Source organism: Neptuniibacter sp. 1_MG-2023 (assembly GCF_030547185.1).
GTDB lineage: Bacteria > Pseudomonadota > Gammaproteobacteria > Pseudomonadales > Balneatricaceae > Neptuniibacter.
This window is the reverse complement of record NZ_JAUOQR010000016.1, coordinates 1-20,548: the sequence shown is the minus strand read 5'-3', so window position 1 is coordinate 20,548 and position 20,548 is coordinate 1. Positions and strand designations below refer to the sequence as shown.

The following is a 20,548-nucleotide window of genomic DNA, read 5'->3' as shown; positions in this document are numbered from 1 at the left end:
ACTGGCTTTAGATACCCGCTTCCTGAACGCCTTTTAGTTCAGGCGTTTGGAAACGTAATAACGATTTATGACCAATCCCTTGATCTATTAATGATGCATTGAGTTGAGGAATAAATGGCTGACCATCTAATAACCATTCTGCTTTATCCCAATTAATTTTAGAAAACTCAGGATGAAGGCTAAATGCTTCAGGCATTACATCGTCTAACAGGGCTCTAAATGGCATTTCAGGGGGCAAAGGGTATGCAAATGCAGCGCAAAACATCAAATGATGATCCCAACCTACATAAACTACTTGGTTGCCGTTAAAATTTTCTAATTTATCTAATACTTCGCCTTTGTATTCAGGTGTTATGGCATGTATAGGCATTATTATTCTCCCGATCAATACGATAGTCCCTCTTGTCAGGGACTATCGATCGTTTAATTATTTTGTCGCCTGATCAGGCAACACCTTTCCATTGCTTCCAGCGCTTCTCATCAGGTGAGCCTTTCATATCCATGTTGTCTTCACCTAAATTCATCCGGTAGAAATCACTTAAAACATTCTCGACATCCGGACCGCCGCAATTACCTTGGAATATTTGATGAACCGGCAGCCATGACTGGACATATTTTTCAGGTTCATCATCAAAAATATCTTTACAGCCGTCGGAGCAGAAATGGTAACGATCACCTTTATAAACCGAATCGCGATAGCACACCTGAGTAGGATCATCCATCTCGGTAAAGCCCATAGGGATCTGGCACGTAGTACAGAGCTGAGGCAGCGCTTTGGTATAGAAACGCTCTCCCTTAGCTTCCATCTCTTTAGCTAGCTCCCAACGGGGACGGTAATACTTATCAAACGTATCTGGGTACTTTTCAGACAACCAGTCCAACTCTTCATCGGATGGGATCCAAGTATGGAATCCTGCAGCATGACCGTGGGTATAGAAGATCCACCACGCTTGATGAGATACATGCTCTTTTTCTTTCTCTATAGTCTCTGCATATTTAGGCATTTTGATGCCATAACGCGCGAGATCCTTAAAGAGAGATCCACCTGCCTCTTCGAAATAGACCTCCCAAGCTTCTTTCCAAGACATCACCTTATTAGGCAGCATGTAATCCATCATCATCGCCACAATGGTCAATAATCGAGTACCACGCCAGAACCATTTATCAATCCATTTTTGAACAATAGGAACATTGTCTTCATGTTGTTCAAGCAGGAACTTGATCACCTCAAGACCTAAAGTCATGTGGCGTGCTTCATCAGATTGCGCCGAAAAGCCAAAGGTCACTGTGGCCATATCACCATTATGAGCAGCACCAGACATGAAAGGCACAAACAACAGATTGGTTAATACGTACTCAAATGAGAAACCTATCGCGACCATAAATTCGAAGGGGCCTGCCGCACGTGCATCATTAAAAAATGACTTAGGTACAGACAGATACCAAACACGGTCATGCATATGGCTATAGTCTTGGAAGCCATCAAAGAACTTATTGTAGTGACTCATCGCGTGAATCTGCGTTTGCACGTGACGTAGTTCATCGATCGCTTGCATCTGACAAGCAACACGCGCACCCACACCACCAAATTGACGACCTACATGGGCAAAGCCTTGGTAAGCTTGATATTCAAGTGGCGAGACACCCGTTAAAAACAATTTAAGCGCATTCACATAACGGGGATCAGACACATTTAAGTGGCCATTGTTTTGTGAGAATGCATCAAAAATTGCGTAAAGCTTTTTCTCTTTTTCTGCTTGATACTTCCAATAAGAATCCATTGTTAAGCGGAATGGATCTTCCCATTTAGACCAATCAGTAATTTTTATGCCTTCAAACTCTTCAAACGGGAACGCATCTTTACGATCCACATAGGAGAATTCCCAATCGAGGTCACGGGTCAACAGGCGATATTTATCTTTTATATTTAGTTTCTTAGCCATGATTCAAACCTTATTTTTATTCATTCCAATGAAGACTTAAGCTGTCATCATCTTCTTCAACGTTGCCGCCGAGTGTAATTAGGTTTAGATGTAACTCTTGAATGTCCCAGTCACGTCCCATCTTTTCTTCTACAGTCTCTCTCAATACGGTAAGCCGGCCATCCATCTCTATACGGATCATTGCAGGCATATGAATAACCGTTGCTTCAGGGTTATCTTCCTCAATGGCCTCGACGATATAACGAGACTCATCGTTGTCTTGTAATGCGATATATACTTTTGACATCTTTAGAACCCTTCCTATTTAAATAGGCCTGCCTTCATTAAACGTTTATCAAGAGCCGACTCGGCTAATGCCAAAGCATCACTCCCTAGCATCTCTGCAGCGAGCGGAGAAAGCGCCTCACTTATGACCTGCTTCCAATCACTCACCCAAGTCTCTAAAAGTGCCTTATTCTCAGTAGACTCTGCCGCTGCAATTTTTAGCGTTGCGTCAATCCAGCGATTATTATCTTTAGCCCAAACCTGCATAAACTCAGTTAACATGCCTATATCTTGAGCGCCGTTATCTTGTAACCATTGATCAAATTGCACGTAGAAAAGCTCATGCATTAAACAATCAAGTACCACATCTTGAGCGACCAAAACCTCAAACCAGTCCTCTGTGATAATCATCTTTTCAACGGCGGCTCTAATACCTTGCCAGATAGCGTCGTTCATCCAAGCCTGTTTAGCTTCAGCTAAAGAATCACCTGTATTGCCATCAATAATTAAGCCGATACGCGATAAGTATTGAGCGATACCCAATCGATCCATGCCGTTATACAAACAGGCTTGCGTAATCGCAGTACCGTAACCATAAGAGCAGGCGTACATATTATTTAGATTGGCTCCCTGCTCTAAATGTCGGAGAGGAATGAGGTATTTAATGATTTTCGCTTCCATTCCATCAGGAAGACAGGCCATTAAATTGCGCTTTTCAAAGAAGGCATAGTTGTTCTCAGCCACCTCTTGCATTTTTGCCCGCTGCTGGACATAAGCACCGTAATAAAACTGACGGGGATCTTTAAAGTCATACCAATCCTTCATTTTTATAGCGGTACGGCTTGGATCATTCAGCTCTTTCTCTGGCTGCCAAAGCGGTCGGTAGTGGAAATACTTTTCAGACTGCACGTCATAGGTTGCTTCCTGATAGCGTGTAGCAGGTTTATCGCCGAAACGACGCTCAATATGAGCATAAGTATTTCTTACGGGTTCTAGCGTTGCTGTTTTTATTTCAATAGTCATGCGGTTGTGCCCCAGCAAAACGAGTTTATTGTTATTGGGTTGTGCGATTGTGGTTACGGGCCATCAGCGTTTCTTCGCCATAGCGCCATTTATCCATTTCGGCATCAACGGCCTGCATCTGCTCAGTTGTCATATGAACGACCTTATTGTTTAAACAAAAGTGTTCAAACGCCCCTTGAGGCATTACTAACTCAACAAACAGACTTGGGTCACCGATGGCAAAATCAAACTCCACAAATCGAGCACCTTCAGCGCTGCGAACACGAACATACTTCACCAACTGTTCAAACGAAGCGTTGCTCTGTTGACTGTTCACATCTAGCTCTGCTTTTTTCATTTTGTTTCAATCACCTTTTGGGCCATAGTCGAACAGCTATCAGCAAAGGCTGTGCCACAATCGGAAACAAAAAACAGAAAAAGAAAAAGAAAACCAATATAACTATTTGATATATAAATACTTTTTAGGATTAAAACGCTACAAAATCAAGCAGACAAAGACTTATTTTGCGACGAATTATTTATACGATCCCCTCTATCTAAAGGGTGACGAAATGGTTAGGCTAGTATGAAATAGTGATGAAATGATGAGACATATAAACAACCCTTGGGGGCTAAAAGAGGTAAACACTGCTTTGCAGATTGTGCATGCTTCTTGCTTAACAACCGCCCAGTAAGATGCTTTATAAATAAAAGCTCTTATTATTTTTTACCACTTAGCGATGCCATCTAGGTGTCTAATGTATTAGGGGACAAACTACAAGAATTAGTATTCATTATTTAAAGTCACCCTAAATATAGCTAGCAGCATATAAAAAAAATAAATATAGCGAGTCCTTGAATGAGCGAACAACCGGCATTGCAGTTTCCTACGCCTGAAGATCTTATTTCTCAAATACAGTTTGACCACGAAAACGGGAAAATCTGGTTAGATGAGCAGAGAATGCTCCTTATTCATTCTGCTGTTATGGGCTCTTTACGCACAGAATTAGTCGCCTCCCTAGGCATAGAACGCGCCAGAGGTTTTTTGATGCGTTTTGGCTATAACAGCGGAATGAAAGATGCTGAACTAGCACATAAGGTTCGCCCAGAAATCACTAAATCCGAAGCGTTCCTTGTCGGCCCTCAGCTTCATGGCATAAAAGGTATGGTACGCGTCGAACCTGTCGCACTCGAATTTGACCTTCCCGACAAACAGTTCTACGCCGAATTTAATTGGTATGACTCCTACGAAGCAGATGTGCATATCAATGAGTTTGGTATATCTGAAGATCCAATCTGCTGGACCTTACTGGGCTATGCCAGTGGTTTCTCTACATACTATATGGGCCACAAGATTATCTTTAAAGAAACCCAGTGTGCAGGTACAGGCGCGGATCACTGCAAAATTGTCGGCAAGCCCGCCACTGAATGGGAAGATCAAGAGGAGCTAGAACGTTGCCTACTACCCGACCCTATCGCCGATGAGCTTTTTGCCCTACGTTATGAGGTCAGCACATTAAAAGAAAACTTCGAGGCCCACCGCTGTCCTTCAGATGAAATATTATTCAACTCAGTAGGACAGTCAGAGGCATTTAAACATGTCTGCCACCTGATTCAACGCGCCTCAGATAGTACTGTCACAGTTCTCCTCCAAGGTGAAACCGGCGTAGGCAAGGAGGTAGTCGCCCGAGCACTACATCAAAGTAGTCAACGGGTTAATGAACCTTTTATTGCTATCAACTGTGCATGCATACCACCCGACCTTATTGAAGCTGAACTTTTTGGTGTTAGGAAAGGCGCTTATACCGGAGCAACCGAGTCGCGAGAAGGTAAGTTTGAAAGAGCAAATAACGGCACCATCTTTCTTGATGAAGTCGCGGAATTAAGCCCTAGAGCACAAGCCACCCTATTACGTGTACTCCAAGAAGGAGAACTAGAACGTGTAGGTGATAATCAACTACGTAAAATTGATGTGCGTATTGTTGCAGCCACAAACGAGAATCTAACTGATGCCGTCAAAGCAGGTAAGTTTCGCGAAGATCTATATTATCGTCTAAATGTATACCCTGTCTTAATCCCTCCACTAAGAGAAAGGGCCGAAGATATATCCCTTTTAGTTGATCACTTCCTTGAAAAGTATCACGCTAAATACAACAAGCAGACATTAGGCGTATCAGAAAAAGCGTTGCAAGCGCTGATGCACTACAAATGGCCTGGCAACATCCGTGAATTAGAAAACATGATTGAGCGCGGCATTATTCTTACCGATAATAACCGTAGTATCGATATGAGTTCATTTTTCCCCTCTCTTTCAGAGCCAACTCATCCTCTGAATATTATTAGCAAAACAGGGGAATTAAGCTGTTTGGAAAATAACAATCCATCTAAAGACACCGTAATCGATCAACTCCTTAACTATGATTTTGATCTAACTCACTTTGAGCAACAAATACTTGAGCGTGCTATGGAAAAAGCAGAGGGAAATATTACTCAAGCCGCGCGTATTTTAGGTATTACCCGGCCACAAATGGCTTATCGACTAAAAAAATCATAGGGGTTACATCGCTTGTCAAACTTCACCGATAACCCAGATAACTTGCAACGTAGAGAATTACCACGTCCCTCCTCAGAGGATCTACTTGCCCAGCTAAAATTTGATATAGAGCATGGGAAAATCTGGTTAAACGAGCAAAGAATGATTCTTATTCATTCTGGCGTTATGGGCTATCTGCGTAGAGAGCTTATTGAAACTTTAGGTGTAGAAAGAGCAAAAGCGATGCTTATGCGCTTTGGCTACGAAGCAGGTCAACGTGATGCTGAACTCGCAAAAAGAATACGACCCGATCTCAGTAGCCAAGATGCTTTTCTTGTCGGCCCACAGATGCACACAATCGAAGGGATTGTTCAGGTTAAACCTATCAATATTAAAATCGATATTGATAAAGGGGAATTCTATGGCGAATTTGACTGGCATGGGTCTTATGAAGCGGAAATTCACTTATCAGACTTCGGTTCTAGCGATCACCCCGTCTGCTGGACATTACTCGGTTATGCAAGTGGGTATACCAGCTACTACATGCAGAAAAAGATCCTTTTTAAAGAAACAGAATGTGTCGCCTGTGGTCACTCTCATTGTACTAATATAGGGAAGCCCGCTGAAGAATGGGATGACCCCTCTGAAATTGAGCGTTACTTAAAACCTGATCCAATTATAGATCAACTCATTGCACTTCAATCCGAAGTGGATTTGCTCAAATCAAGCATAGGATTACAAAGCGATGACGAACAGATCTACCAGTCCATTGGCCAATCGCCAGCGTTTAAAAAAGTATGTAGATTAATTAACCGAGCATCCCAAAGCCGCGTAACAACACTGCTGTTAGGTGAAACCGGTGTAGGTAAAGAGATTGTAGCAAAAGGTCTGCACATCAGTAGTGATCGTGCCGAAAAGCCGTTCGTTGCCGTCAATTGTGCAACGCTCCCTCAAGACCTTATTGAAGCGGAACTCTTTGGTGTCGAGCAAGGTGCTTATACTGGTGCAACTAAATCTCGTGCAGGAAAGTTTGAACGAGCCCATGGCGGCACTATATTTTTAGATGAGGTAATCGAACTCCCTCCGCGCGCCCAAGCATCTCTGTTAAGAGTACTACAAGAAAGCGAGCTAGAGCGTGTCGGTAGCACGAATACGATAAAAATAGATGTTCGCATTGTTGCAGCAACTAATGAAGATTTAGAAAATGCCGTAAAAGAAGGTCGATTTAGGGCTGACCTTTTCTACCGCTTAAATGTTTTTCCTGTTCTCATTCCGCCGCTTAGAGAAAGAACAGAAGACATCCCTGCTCTTGTTGAACATTTTCTTGAAAAGTATCACAGCATGTACCACAAGCTCACTTTAGGAATATCAGACAAGGCCATGGATGCGTTTATAAATTACGCTTGGCCAGGCAATATCCGTGAGTTAGAAAACATGATAGAGCGAGGTGTAATTTTAACCGACAATAATCAGTTAATAAGCTTAGAGAACTTCTTCCCCTCTCTCGTTGAACCTTCTCATCCTTTGAACATCGTTAACAAAAAAGGGGATATCTGCGAAGAAGATGAACTCCCAAAGCATGAACATGATCTCAATAGGTACGCCCAAGAGCTGCTAGATCGCGATTTCAATATGGATCTATTTGAAGAGATACTGATAAACCAAGCGATGTCACAATCTGATAATAATGTATCCCAAGCCGCCAGAAAATTAGGCCTATCACGCCCGACTCTCGCCTACAAACTCAAAAAGGTTAGCTCTAACCGTTCTGATACCCATTAAAAACGCCTTTTAATGCTTAACCTTCTGCCCTTATCCTCTTAGATCTAAATATGGGCTGCACCCTTGCAGCTCGCCCCCTCCTCCCAATTAATCACTTCATCAACTCATTACACCCCATTTGATTATTTAATCATTTGGTCATTATTACCTTAAAAACTCTTTAGCTTTTTTTTCAAAAGCAAACGAACTTATCAAAAAATAAACCTTATTTATCAATTAGTTAAATAAAAAACAAACGTATTTCTATATCTCTGGCACATCGGTTGCTTAGTAGTGATCACAGATCTACATCTAAAGCGCCAATCTGGTTAGGGGCGAATACATGAGTCAGATAATAACTAAACATAAGATTCAGGTACTTAATCAAGAACAGGAGTTTTTATGCCCCTCAGGAATAGCCCTGTTAGTCGGTATGGAAACTATCAATTCACATTGTATAGATGTGGGTTGCCGTGGCGGCGGCTGCGGGGTCTGCAAAATAAGGGTGATCAACGGTTCATTCTCATCTAAGCGGATGAGCAAAGCTCATATTACAGATGAAGACTTGCAAAAAGGGGTTGTACTGGCCTGTCGAATATTTCCGACAAGCGATCTTAAAATTGAAGTATTGCACACCCCCACATCGAAACAGGTAATCGTTTAAAAATAATAATTGAGGATAGTTTCATGAAAAAAGGTGTTATGCGCCCAGGGCACATTCAGTTACGGGTATTGGATATGGAAGAAGCACTTACCCACTACCGAGACTTAATAGGCCTTATTGAGATGGATCGCGATGAACAAGGCCGTGTCTATCTAAAAGCTTGGTCTGAAATAGATAAGTTTTCAGTTGTTTTGCGTGAAGCCGATGAGCCAGGGATGGATTTTTTTGCCTTTAAATGTGTCGATGAAGCCAGCGTCGATAATCTACGGGCGGAGCTGATTAAGTATGGTTGTAAGGTTGAGGATATTCCGGCCGGTGACCTAAAAGACTGTGGTCGTCGTGTACGTTTCGATACCCCAACAGGCCATAAATTTGAGCTGTTCGCAAACAAAGAGCAAACCGGGAAATGGGGTATTAACTCTGTTAACCCAGAAGCTTGGCCTGAAGGCTTAAAAGGAATGAAAGCAGTACGCTTTGATCATGGTTTGCTATATGGCCCAAACATCGCAGGCACTACAGAGATCTTCACTGACATTTTAGGTTTCGATCTTGCTGAACAAGTGGTCAATGCTGACGAAGCAGGGATCGCCAACTTTTTAACATGTAGCTGTAAAGCCCATGATATTGCGTTTATTGAATGCCCAGAACCCGGCAAGCTCCATCATGCCTCCTTCCTGCTTGAGACTTGGGACGATGTTTTACGTGCTGCAGATCTTATCTCTATGCGAGACGTTTCCATTGATATTGGCCCCACACGTCACGGTCTAACTCACGGTAAAACTATCTATTTCTTTGATCCAAGTGGCAACCGCTCTGAAGTCTTCTGTGGTGGTGATTACCACTATCCAGATCACCCAACCGTGATCTGGCAGGAAGAGCAATTAGGCAAAGCTATTTTTTACCATGATCGTGTTCTGAATGAACGCTTTTTAACTGTCTTAACTTAGACATAGACAGCAGCTTTTAATGCCTCAATTAGAAGCTGTCATTACTGAATCAGTATCAACCACTGAATCCTTTTACTTAGCTTGAGAAAAAGAATGAAAGAATTTAAGAATTTTATAAATGGTCAATTTGTTACTTCAAGCAGCGGTAAAACGTTCGAGAACCGCTGTCCTGTAGACAACAGTGTTATTGGTACTGTCCATGAGGCAGGCCTACAAGAAGTTGACATGGCGGTTAGCGCGGCAAAATCTGCAATGAAAGGACCTTGGGGGAAAATGACCCAAGCTCAACGTACCGCCTTACTTAACAAAGTTGCCGACCGTATTAACGAACGTTTTGATGAGTTCCTCGAAGCTGAATGTTTAGATACAGGTAAACCTCAGAAAATTGCCTCCCACATTGATATTCCCCGTGGCGCGGCGAATTTCAAAGCCTTTTCGGAAACAGTGGCAAATCATCCCACTGAAGCTTTCCACATGGATACACCGGATGGCTTAGGCGCACTGAACTACGGGCATCGCACGCCTAAAGGTGTTATTGCCGTCATCAGTCCTTGGAATCTCCCTTTATTGTTAATGACATGGAAAGTCGGCCCAGCCTTAGCTTGCGGCAATACTGTCGTGGTCAAACCCTCTGAAGAAACGCCAGCGACCGCCACCCTGCTCGGTGAAGTGATGAATGAATGCGGTGTACCTGAAGGGGTTTACAACGTGGTTCATGGCTTCGGCCCCAACTCTGCCGGTGCCTTTTTAACCGAACATAAAGATGTAGATGCAATTACATTCACCGGCGAAACCCGTACCGGCGAAATTATCATGCGCGCTGCCTCTGTTGGTTTACGTAATATTTCTATGGAGTGTGGCGGTAAAAACCCTGGGATTGTTTTCGCGGATTGTGACTTGGACAAAGCCGTTGAAGGTACCCTACGTTCGGCCTTTGTAAACTGCGGCCAAGTTTGCCTAGGCACTGAACGTGTTTATGTAGAACGCCCCCTCTTTGATGAATTTGTTCAACGCTTAAAAGAAGGCGTAGAGAAACTAAAAATGGGCCGTCCTGAAGATCCAAGCGTTGATTTTGGTCCACTCGTTAGTCAAGAGCACAAAGATAAAGTCCTCTCCTACTACAAATTAGCCGTAGAAGAAGGTGCAACCGTCGTTACTGGTGGTGGTGTCCCAGAGATGGGCGATGCGCTAAATGCTGGAGCTTGGGTAGAACCTACCATTTGGACAGACCTTCCTGATGACGCTCGCCTCATTAAAGAAGAGGTATTTGGGCCCTGCTGTCATATTCGCCCTTTTGATTCAGAAGATGAAGTTGTCCATTTAGCAAACAATACCAACTACGGTTTATCTGCAGCGGTATGGACTGAAAACTCAGCTAAAGCATCACGTATAGCCGAGCAACTAGAAGTTGGGTTGGTATGGATTAATAGCTGGTTCCTACGCGATCTTCGCACCGCATTTGGTGGTGCAAAAGAATCAGGTATTGGTCGTGAAGGGGGTGTTCATGGCCTTGAGTTCTACACCGAAACTAAAAACATCTGCATTAAATTCTAAGACACGAGCTGAGCCATGATTGCAACCGATACAAACAATAACCCTGAAATCGGTTTACTCACCGATATTAAAGGCGTTATGACTAATGTACATGACCAGGGGACAGGTTTCCCCGTTGTACTACTTCATGGCTCAGGTCCAGGGGTAACAGCGTGGGCCAATTGGCGCCTTAGCATTCAAGTTCTAACAAAAGAGCGGCGTGTTATCGCACCAGACCTAATGGGCTTTGGTTACACCCAAGGCTCAACCCACAACCACTACTCCATGGACCTATGGGTTCAGCACCTAATCGATACACTAGATTACTTAGATATTGATCAAACCGATTTAATAGGCAACTCATTTGGGGGGGCGCTTGCACTGGCTATAGCCATTAAATACCCCAACCGCATACGTCGCCTAGTCTTGATGGGAAGTGTCGGTGTTCCCTTCACTTTAACCCAAGGACTGGATCAGGTTTGGGGTTATCAGCCCTCACTAGAATCAATGAAAAAAATGTTAGATATCTTTGCCTTTGACCGAAACCTTGTTACCGATGAGCTCGCAGAGCTTCGTTATCAAGCAAGCATACGTGAAGGTGTACAGAGATCATATTCTGCAATGTTTCCAGCCCCTAGACAGCGTTGGATCGATGCCATGACGAGTGAAGAACAACAGATTCGAGCACTCAGGCATGAAACACTCATTATCCATGGCCGAGATGATCAAGTCATTCCGCTTGAGAATAGCTTCACATTAAACCGCTTGATCTGTCGATCTCAACTTCATGTTTTTGGTGAATGTGGTCATTGGACTCAAATTGAACACAAAGAGCGGTTTAATCAGTTAATTGCCACCTTTTTAAAAGAAGGTGATCAACTTGCATACGAGAAATAAAATGAATCCAAAACAGATAGAGAAATGTGGTGATGAGCTCTATGAGGCGCTCACCGAACGCAAAACATTAAAGCCTTTTACTGAACGTTTTGACGATATAACCATTGAAGATGCTTATCACATCTCTTTACGTATGGTGGATCGACGCGTACAAGCCGGCGCTAAAATTATCGGTAAAAAGATTGGCGTTACCTCTAAAGTCGTTCAAAACATGCTGAATGTTCACCAACCAGATTTTGGTTATCTCACCGATGATATGGCGTTTAGCCAAGGTGAAGAGATGCCTATATCTGAGCGACTTATTCAACCAAAAGCCGAAGGTGAAATTGCTTTCGTTCTTAAAAAAGATCTTATCGGCCCAGGCATCACTAATGCTGATGTATTAGCGGCAACTGATTACGTTATGCCCTGTTTTGAGATCGTCGATTCGCGCATTGAGGATTGGAAAATAAAAATCCAAGACACCGTTGCTGATAACGCATCTTGTGGCCTTTTTGTACTAGGTGATCGTGCAGTAAAACCAAGTGAAGTAGATCTATCAACCTGCGGCATGGTCGTTGAAAAAAACGGCAAAATCATCTCCACCGGAGCCGGTGCCGCAGCACTAGGAAGCCCTGTTAATTGTGTCACTTGGTTGGCCAATACCTTGGGCGAGTTCGGTATCTCACTTAAAGCGGGTGAAGTCATACTCTCAGGCTCACTTGTACCCCTAGAACCTGTTCAAGCAGGCGATTACATGACGGTCAGTATTGGCGGTATTGGGTCTGCATCTGTTCGTTTTACCTAACTCGACCACACTGACTTTGAGGATATTAATATGAGTAAGAAATTAAAAGCAGTCATTATTGGTCCAGGTAATATAGGTACCGATCTGCTGATGAAAATGCAACGTTCTGAGTGGGTTGAACCTGTATGGATGGTAGGTATAGATCCTGAATCAGAAGGTCTTAAGCGCGCAAAAGAGATGGGAATGAAAATCTCTAGTACAGGCATCGACGGTATGTTGGATCAAGTGATAAAGGACGATATTCGCGTCGCCTTTGATGCAACTTCTGCTTACGTACACGCAGAAAATAGCCGTAAATTAAATGAGCTTGGCGTGATTATGGTGGATTTAACGCCTGCAGCTATTGGCCCATTCTGCGTCCCGCCGGTAAATTTAAAGAAGCACGCTTCTCAATTAGAGATGAACGTCAATATGGTGACTTGTGGTGGGCAAGCAACCATCCCTATGGTCGCAGCGGTCTCACAAGTGCAAGCGGTTGAATACGGTGAAATTGTTGCGACTGTTTCCTCTCGCTCTATTGGCCCAGGAACCCGTCAGAATATTGATGAATTTACCCGCACTACTGCCGGTGCAGTTGAAGCTGTAGGGGGTGCCGATAAAGGTAAAGCAATCATCATAGTCAATCCAGCTGAGCCCCCTTTGATGATGCGCGATACAGTGCACTGTCTAACTAAAGAGAAACCCGACCAAGCGGCAATCACTACATCTGTTCATAACATGGTCAGAGAGGTTCAAAAGTATGTGCCGGGTTATAAATTAGTAAACGGCCCTATCTTTGATGGTAATAAAGTATCCGTTTTTATGGAAGTTGAAGGGCTAGGTGATTTCTTACCTAAATATGCAGGCAACTTAGACATTATGACAGCAGCGGGACTTCGTACTGCCGAGATGTTTGCAGAAGAGGCATACAACGGAACAATCACGCTACCGGAACGAGGCTAAAACAATGGACTTAACAGGTAAAAACGTAACACTTCACGATATGAGTCTGCGTGATGGAATGCATGCTAAACGTCATCAACTTTCATTAGAGCAGATGGTTGCTATTTCAACCGGCTTAGATGATGCAGGAATCCCTCTAATAGAAGTCACTCATGGTGATGGTTTAGGCGGCTCATCTTTGAACTATGGTTTTCCAGCCCATACCGACGAAGAGTACCTAAACGCTGTCATACCAAAAATGAAAAACGCAAAAGTGTCTGCATTATTATTGCCAGGCATTGGTACCGTCGATCATCTTAAAATGGCCCGTGACTGTGGTGTAAACACTATACGTGTAGCGACTCACTGTACAGAAGCGGATGTATCTGAGCAGCATATAGGCATGGCCGCTAAGATGGATATGGATACAGTGGGCTTTCTTATGATGGCGCATATGGTGTCTGCAGAGAAAATACTAGAACAAGCAAAATTGATGGAAAGCTACGGTGCTAACTGTATCTATTGCACCGATTCCGCAGGTTACATGCTACCCGACGAAGTATCCGAAAAGATCGGTCTACTACGCTCTGAATTAAACCCAAATACAGAACTCGGCTTCCACGGTCATCACAATATGGGGATGGCTATAGCTAACTCATTAGCGGCAGTTGATGCGGGTGCAAACCGCATAGATGGGTCTGTAGCCGGTTTAGGCGCCGGCGCCGGCAATACACCACTCGAAGTGTTTGTCGCTGTGCTTGACCGTATGCACGCTAATCATGGTGTAGATCTCTATAAGATTATGGATGTTGCGGAAGATTTAGTCGTCCCTCTAATGGATCAACCTATACGTGTTGACCGTGATGCATTAACTCTAGGTTATGCGGGCGTTTATAGCTCATTCCTTCTCTTTGCTCAGCGTGCAGAAGCCAAATATGGTATCCAAGCACGGGATATTTTAGTTGAACTCGGTCGTCGCGGTACTGTGGGTGGCCAAGAAGATATGATTGAAGATTTGGCCCTAACAATGGCTAAAGAAAAAGGATTAATCTAATGGGCAATCTAACAAAAGCACAAATTGAACAACTAGCCGAGCATTGTGAAAACGCCGAGTTAAAAGCGTACGAAATCACTAAAATAACCGATGATTTCCCTGATATGACATACGAAGATGCCTTCGATATTCAATGGGAGATGCGTCGCCGTAAAGAGGCCCGCGGCACTAAAATTGTTGGCATGAAAATGGGGTTAACCTCATGGGCTAAAATGGCTCAAATGGGCGTTGAACATCCTTGCTATGGTTTCCTTGCAGATTATTTCTCTGTTCCTGATGGCGGTGAAATCAAAATTGATGAACTGATCCATCCCAAAATAGAAGCTGAGCTAGCCTTTGTTACTAAAGCCCCCCTAAAGGGCCCAGGTGTACATATTGCTGATGTTCTACGCGCAACTGATTTTGTTATGCCGGCAGTGGAAGTCATTGATTCACGCTACAAGGATTTTAAATTTGATCTTAAAAGCGTTATTGCTGACAACTCCTCATCAAGCCGTTTTGTCGCCGGTGGCACTATGGCTAAAGCTGAAGACTTAGATCTGAAAAATATTGGTGTGGTAATGGAGATCAACGGTGAAGTGGTTCAAGTAGGTGCCGGTGCGGCCGTACTAGGACACCCAGCATCCTCCGTTGCAATGCTGGCTAATATGTTAGGTGAACGAGGGGAAGAAATCCCTGCCGGAACCTTTATTATGATCGGAGCAATTACCGCGGCCGTCCAAGTTAATAAAGGCGATAGCTTTACAGTGCGCTATCAAGACTTAGGTACTGTTAGTGGTAAGTTCGTATAGTTAGTACTTAAAAGGGGTAACTAGATGAATTCAGCAGAAAATACTAAACCTACGGTTTGCCAACCGGGAGATGAAGGTCCCATTACGGTCAGCATCTCACGTAAAGTAAAGTTAGGTTCTGAGGCCGAGTATGAAAACTGGGTTTCAGGTGTGATCAATGCTGCATCTAGTTACCCCGGTCATCTGGGAACAAATGTTTTACGACCTAGCCAAGCAACTAACCATGAATACGTCATTATCTATCGCTTTGATAATTATGCTAATTGTCAGCATTGGGAACAATCTGAAACAAGAAGCGAATGGTTAGCTAAACTTGAAAGTTTAGTTGAAGGGGAAGCGGTAACAAAACGAGGAACAGGACTTGAGTTTTGGTTTGATCTACCTGAACTACCCATCCAAAAGCACCCTTCTCCTCACAAAATGGCGCTGATATTAATCATTGTCGTTTATGTTCTTGTTGTCGCAATCAACTTAGCGTTTGCTCCCATTTTAGAGCCAATGTCTTTTTGGTTTAAAACATTAACAATCGTCGTAGCCCAAGTTTTGTTGATGACCTATGTCGTTATGCCCAGAGTAACGCGTCTATTAAAATCATGGCTTTATAGCTGAGGGAAGATATGCCAATTATACAGATCAACATTATGGAAGGACGTTCTGATGAACAGAAAGAGCGCCTTATAGCCGAAGTAACTGATGCTTGTGTTAGAGCCTTAGATGCACCTAAACCTAGCGTCCGTATTATGATTAATGAGATGCCTAAACAGCATTTCGGTATCGCGGGAGAGTCCGCTAAAAAATTAGGCAAGTAGAGCTAGGCTAAGATTAACATTCACTACTTCATCGTCCTTGTAAACGAGCATTGATCTACACCTTTGCCCTGCGCCTGCAGGGCTTTTTTTGTCAAAAGGTCGAAGACTAAGTCGCGGCCATAACCTTTCGCTCCTCTTCCGTTTTCGCCAAAATAAAGTCAATAAACAATCTAACTTTGGTTGGCAGATATTGGCGATGGGGATAAACCATTTTCACCTCTCGCCCAGCCGGCTCATATTCAGGTAGAAGGGTAATCAAGCGCCCCGTTGTTAATGCCTCGCCAACAATATAATCGGGTAAGCAAGCCACACCAATACCCGCTTCAACTGCCTCAGCGGCACCTTGTAGCTCATCAAAGATCAACCGAGCCTCGCCGGTAAACTCAGAGGTATTTCCATATCTATCGGTAAAATTCCAAATAGGAGAGCGACGCGACAAAATTAACGGATAATCTTTTAACTCGTTGATCGAGGTCGGATGACCTAAACGCTCAATTAGACGAGGGCTTGCACATAATGAAAAACGGGAGGTAAACAAAAAACGGGATATCCAATCTGCGATATGTATCTCTCCAATACGGAAAGCTATATCAATCCCCTCCTCTTTTAGCGCTATATTACTGTTCGACAGTAACAGATCGATATTGATCTTGGGGTAACACTCCATAAACTCAAAAAACCATGCATTTAACAACTCATTAGCTAAACTCACTGGTGCAGTGATTTTTAGGTTTCCTTGGGGAGATGTCAGCTCCCCCTCTAAGCCTTGAGTTGCATCACTAAGCTCCTCATATAATGGCTGACAGCGTCGGTAAAATAATGCGCCGGCTTCTGTCATAGAGAGTTTACGTGAGCTCCTATACAAAAGCTGATAGCCCAGCTGCTCCTCGAGCTGCTGTATACGGCGACTCAATGTAGAGCTCGGCATATTCAGCTCTTTAGCCGCAGCTATATAGCTACCACGATCAACCACTTTGACGAAAAGATAAAGATTATGAAAATCCATCTATATTGTCCCATTTATAGGATTTAAGTTCTCAATTATACCAGTAAATTTTATATACGAGATATTATAGAATCAAACGAAAAGCCAATTGGGGATCGTATGGAACATTTAAAATTGCCAGTAAATCCACAGCTTTGCCAACAAGTTCGTTTTGATGAACGAGATGGACAGATCTGGTTGGACGAACAACGAGTTCTACTCATGCAATTGATCGCGCTTGCAGAGTTTCGTAAAGAGCAGATAGAAACCCTAGGGCTGGAGCGCGCTAAAGGCTTTTTTATGCGCTTGGGCTATAGTATTGGCAAAAAAGATGCCCAACTGGCGCTACGGTTAAGTGAATCAAAAGAACCTCTAGACTTAATCCGTACGGGTTTTAGCCTTCACTCCCTTAAAGGCTTTGTCCGTGTTGATGAACAGCAACTTGAAGTCGATCAAGCCAGTGGACATTTTTATGCTGAATACATCATGCATGATTCTTATGAAGCTGAAATGTTCTGCACAGAGTTAGGACAACTTGAAGAACCGGTTTGCTGGAGCCTTATTGGACAAGCCAGTGCCTTCACATCCGCTCTACTTGGTCGAGAGATACTTTTTAAAGAGATCACTTGCCGAGGCTGTGGTGACAACACCTGCTTGCTCGTAGGTAAACCCGCTGAAGAATGGGACGATGTAGCCACCTATCGTAAATACTTTAGTCGTTCGCCTATTATTGAAGAGCTGTATGAACTTCAATCTCAGATCTCCGTTTTACGCCATAAAGTTGATAAAAAATCGACCTTAGGTAACTTCCGCGGACAATCCCCCGGCTTTCAGCATGTCTGTAAATTAGCTAACAGAGCAGCCGACGCCAATGTTACTGTACTTCTACTCGGTGAAACCGGTGTAGGTAAAGAGTTAGTTGCACGGGCAATACATGATGCAAGTAACCGAGAAAATAAAAAATTTGTTGCGGTAAACTGCGCAGCCATCCCCCCTGACCTTATAGAATCAGAACTCTTTGGTGTCGAAAAAGGAGCATTCACAGGGGCAAGCAATTCCAGAGAAGGAAAATTTGAACGGGCCCATCAAGGGACGATTTTCTTAGATGAAGTGATTGAGCTATCCCCTCGCGCACAAGCGGCACTCTTAAGAGTTTTACAAGAAGGTGAACTAGAGCGCGTTGGCGATAGTCAAACCCGAAAAGTTGATGTCCGTGTAGTCGCCGCAACCAACGAATCATTAGAGGAAGCGGTTAAAACAGGGCGCTTTAGAGCCGATCTATACTACCGTTTAAATGTTTACCCGATTCATATACCGCCATTAAGAGAGCGTAGCGAAGATCTTATTTTATTGATCGAGCACTTTCTTGAGAAATATCACGCCTACTACAGCAAAAGAACCGCGGGACTTTCAGGGCTAGCCATGCAGGCAATGATGAATTATGACTGGCCGGGTAATGTTCGTGAACTAGAAAACCTGATTGAACGGGCACTTATTCTTACCGATAGTGGCGAAGAAATCAGCGCAACGGTTTTATTCCCAACCCTTAGTTTTAAAGCAAGCCAGACATTATCAGAGGATGGATACTTAATAGATTCATCCGAAAATGAAGCAAAGCAACAATCCACACTATGGATTCAAAAAGCACTTAATGATTGCGGTTCATTAGAAGATATTGAACAAAAGTTTTTAGATTATGCATTAGACAACGCCCAAGGCAATGTATCAGAAGCCGCGCGTATTTTAGGTATTTCTAGACCCACACTCGCATACCGTATGAAGAAAATGGAAGAGAAAGGATAAGAACATGAACCAATTATTAGCCGCCACATTAATCACAAAAGCAGAACAAAAAGCAGAAGAACTTGGCGTTCAAGTATGTATCGCGATCACTGATCAAGGTGGGCACCTTAATGCTTTTCACCGTATGGATCATGCGTTTTTAGGATCAATTGATGTAGCGGTTGGCAAAGCAAAAACCTCAAGCCTCTTCCCTATTCCATCAGGTGTTTTCGGCAAACTGATTAGAGAGGAGAATCTCTTAGGTATGGAAAACTCTAATCAGGGCCTTATTGGTTTTGGCGGAGGGCAGCCCATTTTTGTTGATGGCACTCAAATCGGTGCGATCGGTATCTCAGGTGCCACTGAAGCGCAAGATACAACCATTGCAGAATTTGCGGTAAAGGAAGCTGAACTGGATGGCTAATATCAACTTAAGCATTGTAGATCAATCTCCTGTTCACGATGGGAAAAACCAAGCTGATGCATTAAATGACAGTATCAAATTAGCTAAGTTAGCGGATGAGCTAAATTATCACCGCTATTGGATTGCTGAGCACCACTCAACCCCCGCTTATGCCAGCTCAGCCCCAGAAATTGTTATTGGCCAAATTGCCGCCAACACCAAACAAATCAAAGTGGGTAGTGGCGGCGTTATGCTCTCCCACTACAGCCCTTACAAAGTTGCTGAAGTCTTTAAAACACTTGAAGCCTTTCATCCTGGTCGAATCGATTTAGGTGTTGGCCGAGCACCAGGTGGATCAGAAGCGTCAAGCATCGCTTTAGCCTATCCACACAACCCATTAGCATCTGACCATTATCCTCGCCAACTAGAAGCCTTAACCGCTTTTATTGACGATTATCAGTTTGCAAACCAGCATCCATTTTCAGACCTAACAACGACACCTATGGGTGGAAGCTCCCCAGCGCTTTGGACCTTAGGTTCTAGCGATGGCAGTATAGATTTAGCGGCATCCATGGGATTAGGCTTTGTATTAGCCCTCTTTATTGGCACCCACGAGCGTTCCGCCGACATTATTAAACGGTATCGCAAACTGTATCGACCACGCACAGAAAGTGCCTCCCAATCGGGACCCGCTATTATCGCCAGTGCCGCCATTGCAGCAGAGACAAAAGAGGAAGCAGAACTTTTAGCCGCCTCCCATACCTACTGGAAAGTCTTAGCCTTTCGCCATGGTATTCGTGAAGAGGTTAAACCTCCTGAGACTTGCCTAGACCTGATGAAAAAACTCTCGCCTTCTGATCAAGCTTACTTCCATGAAACACGGGATAGCATCATCACCGGCACACCTAGTGAATGTAGGGCTAAATTAGAAGAGCAAGCGAACTACTATGATGTAGACGAGGTGATGGTTGTGGCTGTAACCCACAGTTTTGAAAAACGCTGTGATAGCTACCGTAAATTAGCCCAAGCATTCAACTCATAAACCGCCCTAAATTAACGGGCTAAAAACTCAGACCTTCGGTAAAAAGCCGATTTAGCATAGCTCAATCGGCTTTCTCTGTATTTGGTAGCCGAGGCTGGATTTGAACCAACGACCTTCGCCTGGCCTTACAAGAGCTGAGCCCGACGAGCTACCAAGCTACATCCTTTAAAAATCATAATCTCCAGACGCAAAAAAACCGACTTAGAACTAACTAAATCGGCTTTCTCTGTATTTGGTAGCGGGGACTGGATTTGAACCAACGGCCTTCGCCCGGGGTTACAAGCGCTGAGCCCGACGAGCTACCGAGCTACATCTTTTAAAAACCATAAACTCCAGACGCAAAAAAGCCGACCTAGAACTAACTAAATCGGCTTTCTCTGTATTTGGTAGCGGGGACTGGATTTGAACCAACGGCCTTCGCCCGGGGTTA

The 20,548-nt window shown here is 43.7% G+C and carries 21 protein-coding genes; 15 read left to right on the top strand and 6 right to left on the bottom strand.

Annotation, left to right across the window (positions count from 1 at the left end):
• Positions 1-7 precede the first annotated feature (7 nt).
• From Q4492_RS14445 to Q4492_RS14425, 5 genes are all read right to left on the bottom strand, one after another.
• On the bottom strand, positions 8-370 hold the full coding sequence (locus Q4492_RS14445) for a phenol hydroxylase subunit P4 (protein WP_067987059.1): 363 nt from the start codon (positions 368-370) through the stop codon (positions 8-10).
• A 73-nt stretch (positions 371-443) separates the two neighbouring features.
• Positions 444-1,943 carry an aromatic/alkene/methane monooxygenase hydroxylase/oxygenase subunit alpha gene (locus Q4492_RS14440; RefSeq protein ID WP_303419385.1) on the bottom strand — a complete coding sequence of 500 codons (1,500 nt, stop codon included), beginning with the start codon at positions 1,941-1,943 and terminating at the stop codon, positions 444-446.
• A 16-nt stretch (positions 1,944-1,959) separates the two neighbouring features.
• A complete protein-coding gene (locus Q4492_RS14435) occupies positions 1,960-2,229 on the bottom strand; it encodes an MmoB/DmpM family protein (protein WP_067987055.1) in 270 nt (89 codons plus the stop codon).
• A gap of 14 nt (positions 2,230-2,243) precedes the next feature.
• Entirely contained in the window at positions 2,244-3,230 is a 987-nt protein-coding gene (locus tag Q4492_RS14430; protein WP_303419379.1) for an aromatic/alkene monooxygenase hydroxylase subunit beta, read from the bottom strand.
• 31 nt (positions 3,231-3,261) lie between these two features.
• The gene (locus Q4492_RS14425) at positions 3,262-3,567 is read right to left on the bottom strand and encodes a phenol hydroxylase subunit (RefSeq protein WP_067987051.1); all 306 of its coding nucleotides are present in this window, start codon (positions 3,565-3,567) and stop codon (positions 3,262-3,264) included.
• Positions 3,568-4,068: 501 nt separating this feature from the next.
• On the opposite strand from Q4492_RS14425, the gene Q4492_RS14420 reads away from it, so the two are divergent.
• The 12 genes from Q4492_RS14420 (at position 4,069) to Q4492_RS14365 (ending at position 15,906) form a co-directional block, all read left to right on the top strand.
• The gene (locus tag Q4492_RS14420) at positions 4,069-5,763 is read left to right on the top strand and encodes a sigma-54-dependent Fis family transcriptional regulator (RefSeq protein WP_303419369.1); all 1,695 of its coding nucleotides are present in this window, start codon (positions 4,069-4,071) and stop codon (positions 5,761-5,763) included.
• Positions 5,764-5,775: 12 nt separating this feature from the next.
• Positions 5,776-7,524: a sigma-54-dependent Fis family transcriptional regulator gene (locus Q4492_RS14415; protein ID WP_303419366.1), complete on the top strand. Its 1,749-nt coding sequence runs from the start codon at positions 5,776-5,778 to the stop codon at positions 7,522-7,524.
• Between the two features lie 322 nt (positions 7,525-7,846).
• Positions 7,847-8,167 carry a 2Fe-2S iron-sulfur cluster-binding protein gene (locus tag Q4492_RS14410; protein ID WP_303419363.1) on the top strand — a complete coding sequence of 107 codons (321 nt, stop codon included), beginning with the start codon at positions 7,847-7,849 and terminating at the stop codon, positions 8,165-8,167.
• Between the two features lie 23 nt (positions 8,168-8,190).
• Entirely contained in the window at positions 8,191-9,114 is a 924-nt protein-coding gene (locus tag Q4492_RS14405; protein ID WP_303419360.1) for a catechol 2,3-dioxygenase, read from the top strand.
• 93 nt (positions 9,115-9,207) lie between these two features.
• The gene (locus tag Q4492_RS14400; RefSeq protein WP_303419357.1) at positions 9,208-10,668 is read left to right on the top strand and encodes a 2-hydroxymuconic semialdehyde dehydrogenase; all 1,461 of its coding nucleotides are present in this window, start codon (positions 9,208-9,210) and stop codon (positions 10,666-10,668) included.
• Positions 10,669-10,683: 15 nt separating this feature from the next.
• A complete protein-coding gene (locus Q4492_RS14395) occupies positions 10,684-11,544 on the top strand; it encodes an alpha/beta fold hydrolase (RefSeq protein WP_303419355.1) in 861 nt (286 codons plus the stop codon).
• A gap of 1 nt (position 11,545) precedes the next feature.
• On the top strand, positions 11,546-12,331 hold the full coding sequence (gene dmpE / locus Q4492_RS14390) for a 2-oxopent-4-enoate hydratase (protein WP_303419467.1): 786 nt from the start codon (positions 11,546-11,548) through the stop codon (positions 12,329-12,331).
• Between the two features lie 30 nt (positions 12,332-12,361).
• Positions 12,362-13,273, top strand: coding sequence for an acetaldehyde dehydrogenase (acetylating) (locus Q4492_RS14385; RefSeq protein ID WP_303419352.1), 912 nt, complete (start codon positions 12,362-12,364; stop codon positions 13,271-13,273).
• 4 nt (positions 13,274-13,277) lie between these two features.
• Entirely contained in the window at positions 13,278-14,306 is a 1,029-nt protein-coding gene (gene dmpG / locus Q4492_RS14380; RefSeq protein ID WP_303419349.1) for a 4-hydroxy-2-oxovalerate aldolase, read from the top strand.
• Positions 14,306-15,097 (top strand): 2-oxo-3-hexenedioate decarboxylase, encoded by a 792-nt coding sequence (gene dmpH / locus Q4492_RS14375; RefSeq protein WP_067867321.1) that lies wholly within the window; start codon positions 14,306-14,308, stop codon positions 15,095-15,097. The genes dmpG and dmpH overlap by 1 nt, the downstream gene beginning before the upstream one ends.
• 24 nt (positions 15,098-15,121) lie before the next feature.
• Positions 15,122-15,706 carry an antibiotic biosynthesis monooxygenase gene (locus Q4492_RS14370; RefSeq protein WP_303419345.1) on the top strand — a complete coding sequence of 195 codons (585 nt, stop codon included), beginning with the start codon at positions 15,122-15,124 and terminating at the stop codon, positions 15,704-15,706.
• Positions 15,707-15,714: 8 nt separating this feature from the next.
• Positions 15,715-15,906, top strand: coding sequence for a 2-hydroxymuconate tautomerase (locus Q4492_RS14365; RefSeq protein ID WP_067867315.1), 192 nt, complete (start codon positions 15,715-15,717; stop codon positions 15,904-15,906).
• Between the two features lie 106 nt (positions 15,907-16,012).
• Here the strand turns inward: Q4492_RS14365 and Q4492_RS14360 are convergent, their stop codons facing one another.
• The gene (locus Q4492_RS14360; protein ID WP_303419342.1) at positions 16,013-16,912 is read right to left on the bottom strand and encodes a LysR family transcriptional regulator; all 900 of its coding nucleotides are present in this window, start codon (positions 16,910-16,912) and stop codon (positions 16,013-16,015) included.
• A gap of 99 nt (positions 16,913-17,011) precedes the next feature.
• On the opposite strand from Q4492_RS14360, the gene Q4492_RS14355 reads away from it, so the two are divergent.
• Genes Q4492_RS14355 through Q4492_RS14345 form a run of 3 tightly spaced genes read left to right on the top strand, consistent with a single transcriptional unit; the run spans position 17,012 to position 20,118 of the window.
• The gene (locus tag Q4492_RS14355; protein WP_303419340.1) at positions 17,012-18,694 is read left to right on the top strand and encodes a sigma-54-dependent Fis family transcriptional regulator; all 1,683 of its coding nucleotides are present in this window, start codon (positions 17,012-17,014) and stop codon (positions 18,692-18,694) included.
• 4 nt (positions 18,695-18,698) lie between these two features.
• Complete coding sequence (locus Q4492_RS14350; RefSeq protein WP_303419336.1) at positions 18,699-19,097, top strand: heme-binding protein; 399 nt, start codon at positions 18,699-18,701, stop codon at positions 19,095-19,097.
• Positions 19,090-20,118 carry an LLM class flavin-dependent oxidoreductase gene (locus Q4492_RS14345; RefSeq protein WP_303419333.1) on the top strand — a complete coding sequence of 343 codons (1,029 nt, stop codon included), beginning with the start codon at positions 19,090-19,092 and terminating at the stop codon, positions 20,116-20,118. The genes Q4492_RS14350 and Q4492_RS14345 overlap by 8 nt, the downstream gene beginning before the upstream one ends.
• Positions 20,119-20,548: the final 430 nt, after the last annotated feature.

Coding starts and splice junctions, on each gene's coding strand:
- Q4492_RS14445 (WP_067987059.1), bottom strand. CDS start 370: ATGCCTATACATGCCATAACACCTGAATACAAAGGCGAAGTATTAGAT.
- Q4492_RS14440 (WP_303419385.1), bottom strand. CDS start 1,943: ATGGCTAAGAAACTAAATATAAAAGATAAATATCGCCTGTTGACCCGT.
- Q4492_RS14435 (WP_067987055.1), bottom strand. CDS start 2,229: ATGTCAAAAGTATATATCGCATTACAAGACAACGATGAGTCTCGTTAT.
- Q4492_RS14430 (WP_303419379.1), bottom strand. CDS start 3,230: ATGACTATTGAAATAAAAACAGCAACGCTAGAACCCGTAAGAAATACT.
- Q4492_RS14425 (WP_067987051.1), bottom strand. CDS start 3,567: ATGAAAAAAGCAGAGCTAGATGTGAACAGTCAACAGAGCAACGCTTCG.
- Q4492_RS14420 (WP_303419369.1), top strand. CDS start 4,069: ATGAGCGAACAACCGGCATTGCAGTTTCCTACGCCTGAAGATCTTATT.
- Q4492_RS14410 (WP_303419363.1), top strand. CDS start 7,847: ATGAGTCAGATAATAACTAAACATAAGATTCAGGTACTTAATCAAGAA.
- Q4492_RS14405 (WP_303419360.1), top strand. CDS start 8,191: ATGAAAAAAGGTGTTATGCGCCCAGGGCACATTCAGTTACGGGTATTG.
- Q4492_RS14400 (WP_303419357.1), top strand. CDS start 9,208: ATGAAAGAATTTAAGAATTTTATAAATGGTCAATTTGTTACTTCAAGC.
- Q4492_RS14395 (WP_303419355.1), top strand. CDS start 10,684: ATGATTGCAACCGATACAAACAATAACCCTGAAATCGGTTTACTCACC.
- dmpE (WP_303419467.1), top strand. CDS start 11,546: ATGAATCCAAAACAGATAGAGAAATGTGGTGATGAGCTCTATGAGGCG.
- Q4492_RS14385 (WP_303419352.1), top strand. CDS start 12,362: ATGAGTAAGAAATTAAAAGCAGTCATTATTGGTCCAGGTAATATAGGT.
- dmpG (WP_303419349.1), top strand. CDS start 13,278: ATGGACTTAACAGGTAAAAACGTAACACTTCACGATATGAGTCTGCGT.
- dmpH (WP_067867321.1), top strand. CDS start 14,306: ATGGGCAATCTAACAAAAGCACAAATTGAACAACTAGCCGAGCATTGT.
- Q4492_RS14370 (WP_303419345.1), top strand. CDS start 15,122: ATGAATTCAGCAGAAAATACTAAACCTACGGTTTGCCAACCGGGAGAT.
- Q4492_RS14365 (WP_067867315.1), top strand. CDS start 15,715: ATGCCAATTATACAGATCAACATTATGGAAGGACGTTCTGATGAACAG.
- Q4492_RS14360 (WP_303419342.1), bottom strand. CDS start 16,912: ATGGATTTTCATAATCTTTATCTTTTCGTCAAAGTGGTTGATCGTGGT.
- Q4492_RS14355 (WP_303419340.1), top strand. CDS start 17,012: ATGGAACATTTAAAATTGCCAGTAAATCCACAGCTTTGCCAACAAGTT.
- Q4492_RS14350 (WP_303419336.1), top strand. CDS start 18,699: ATGAACCAATTATTAGCCGCCACATTAATCACAAAAGCAGAACAAAAA.
- Q4492_RS14345 (WP_303419333.1), top strand. CDS start 19,090: ATGGCTAATATCAACTTAAGCATTGTAGATCAATCTCCTGTTCACGAT.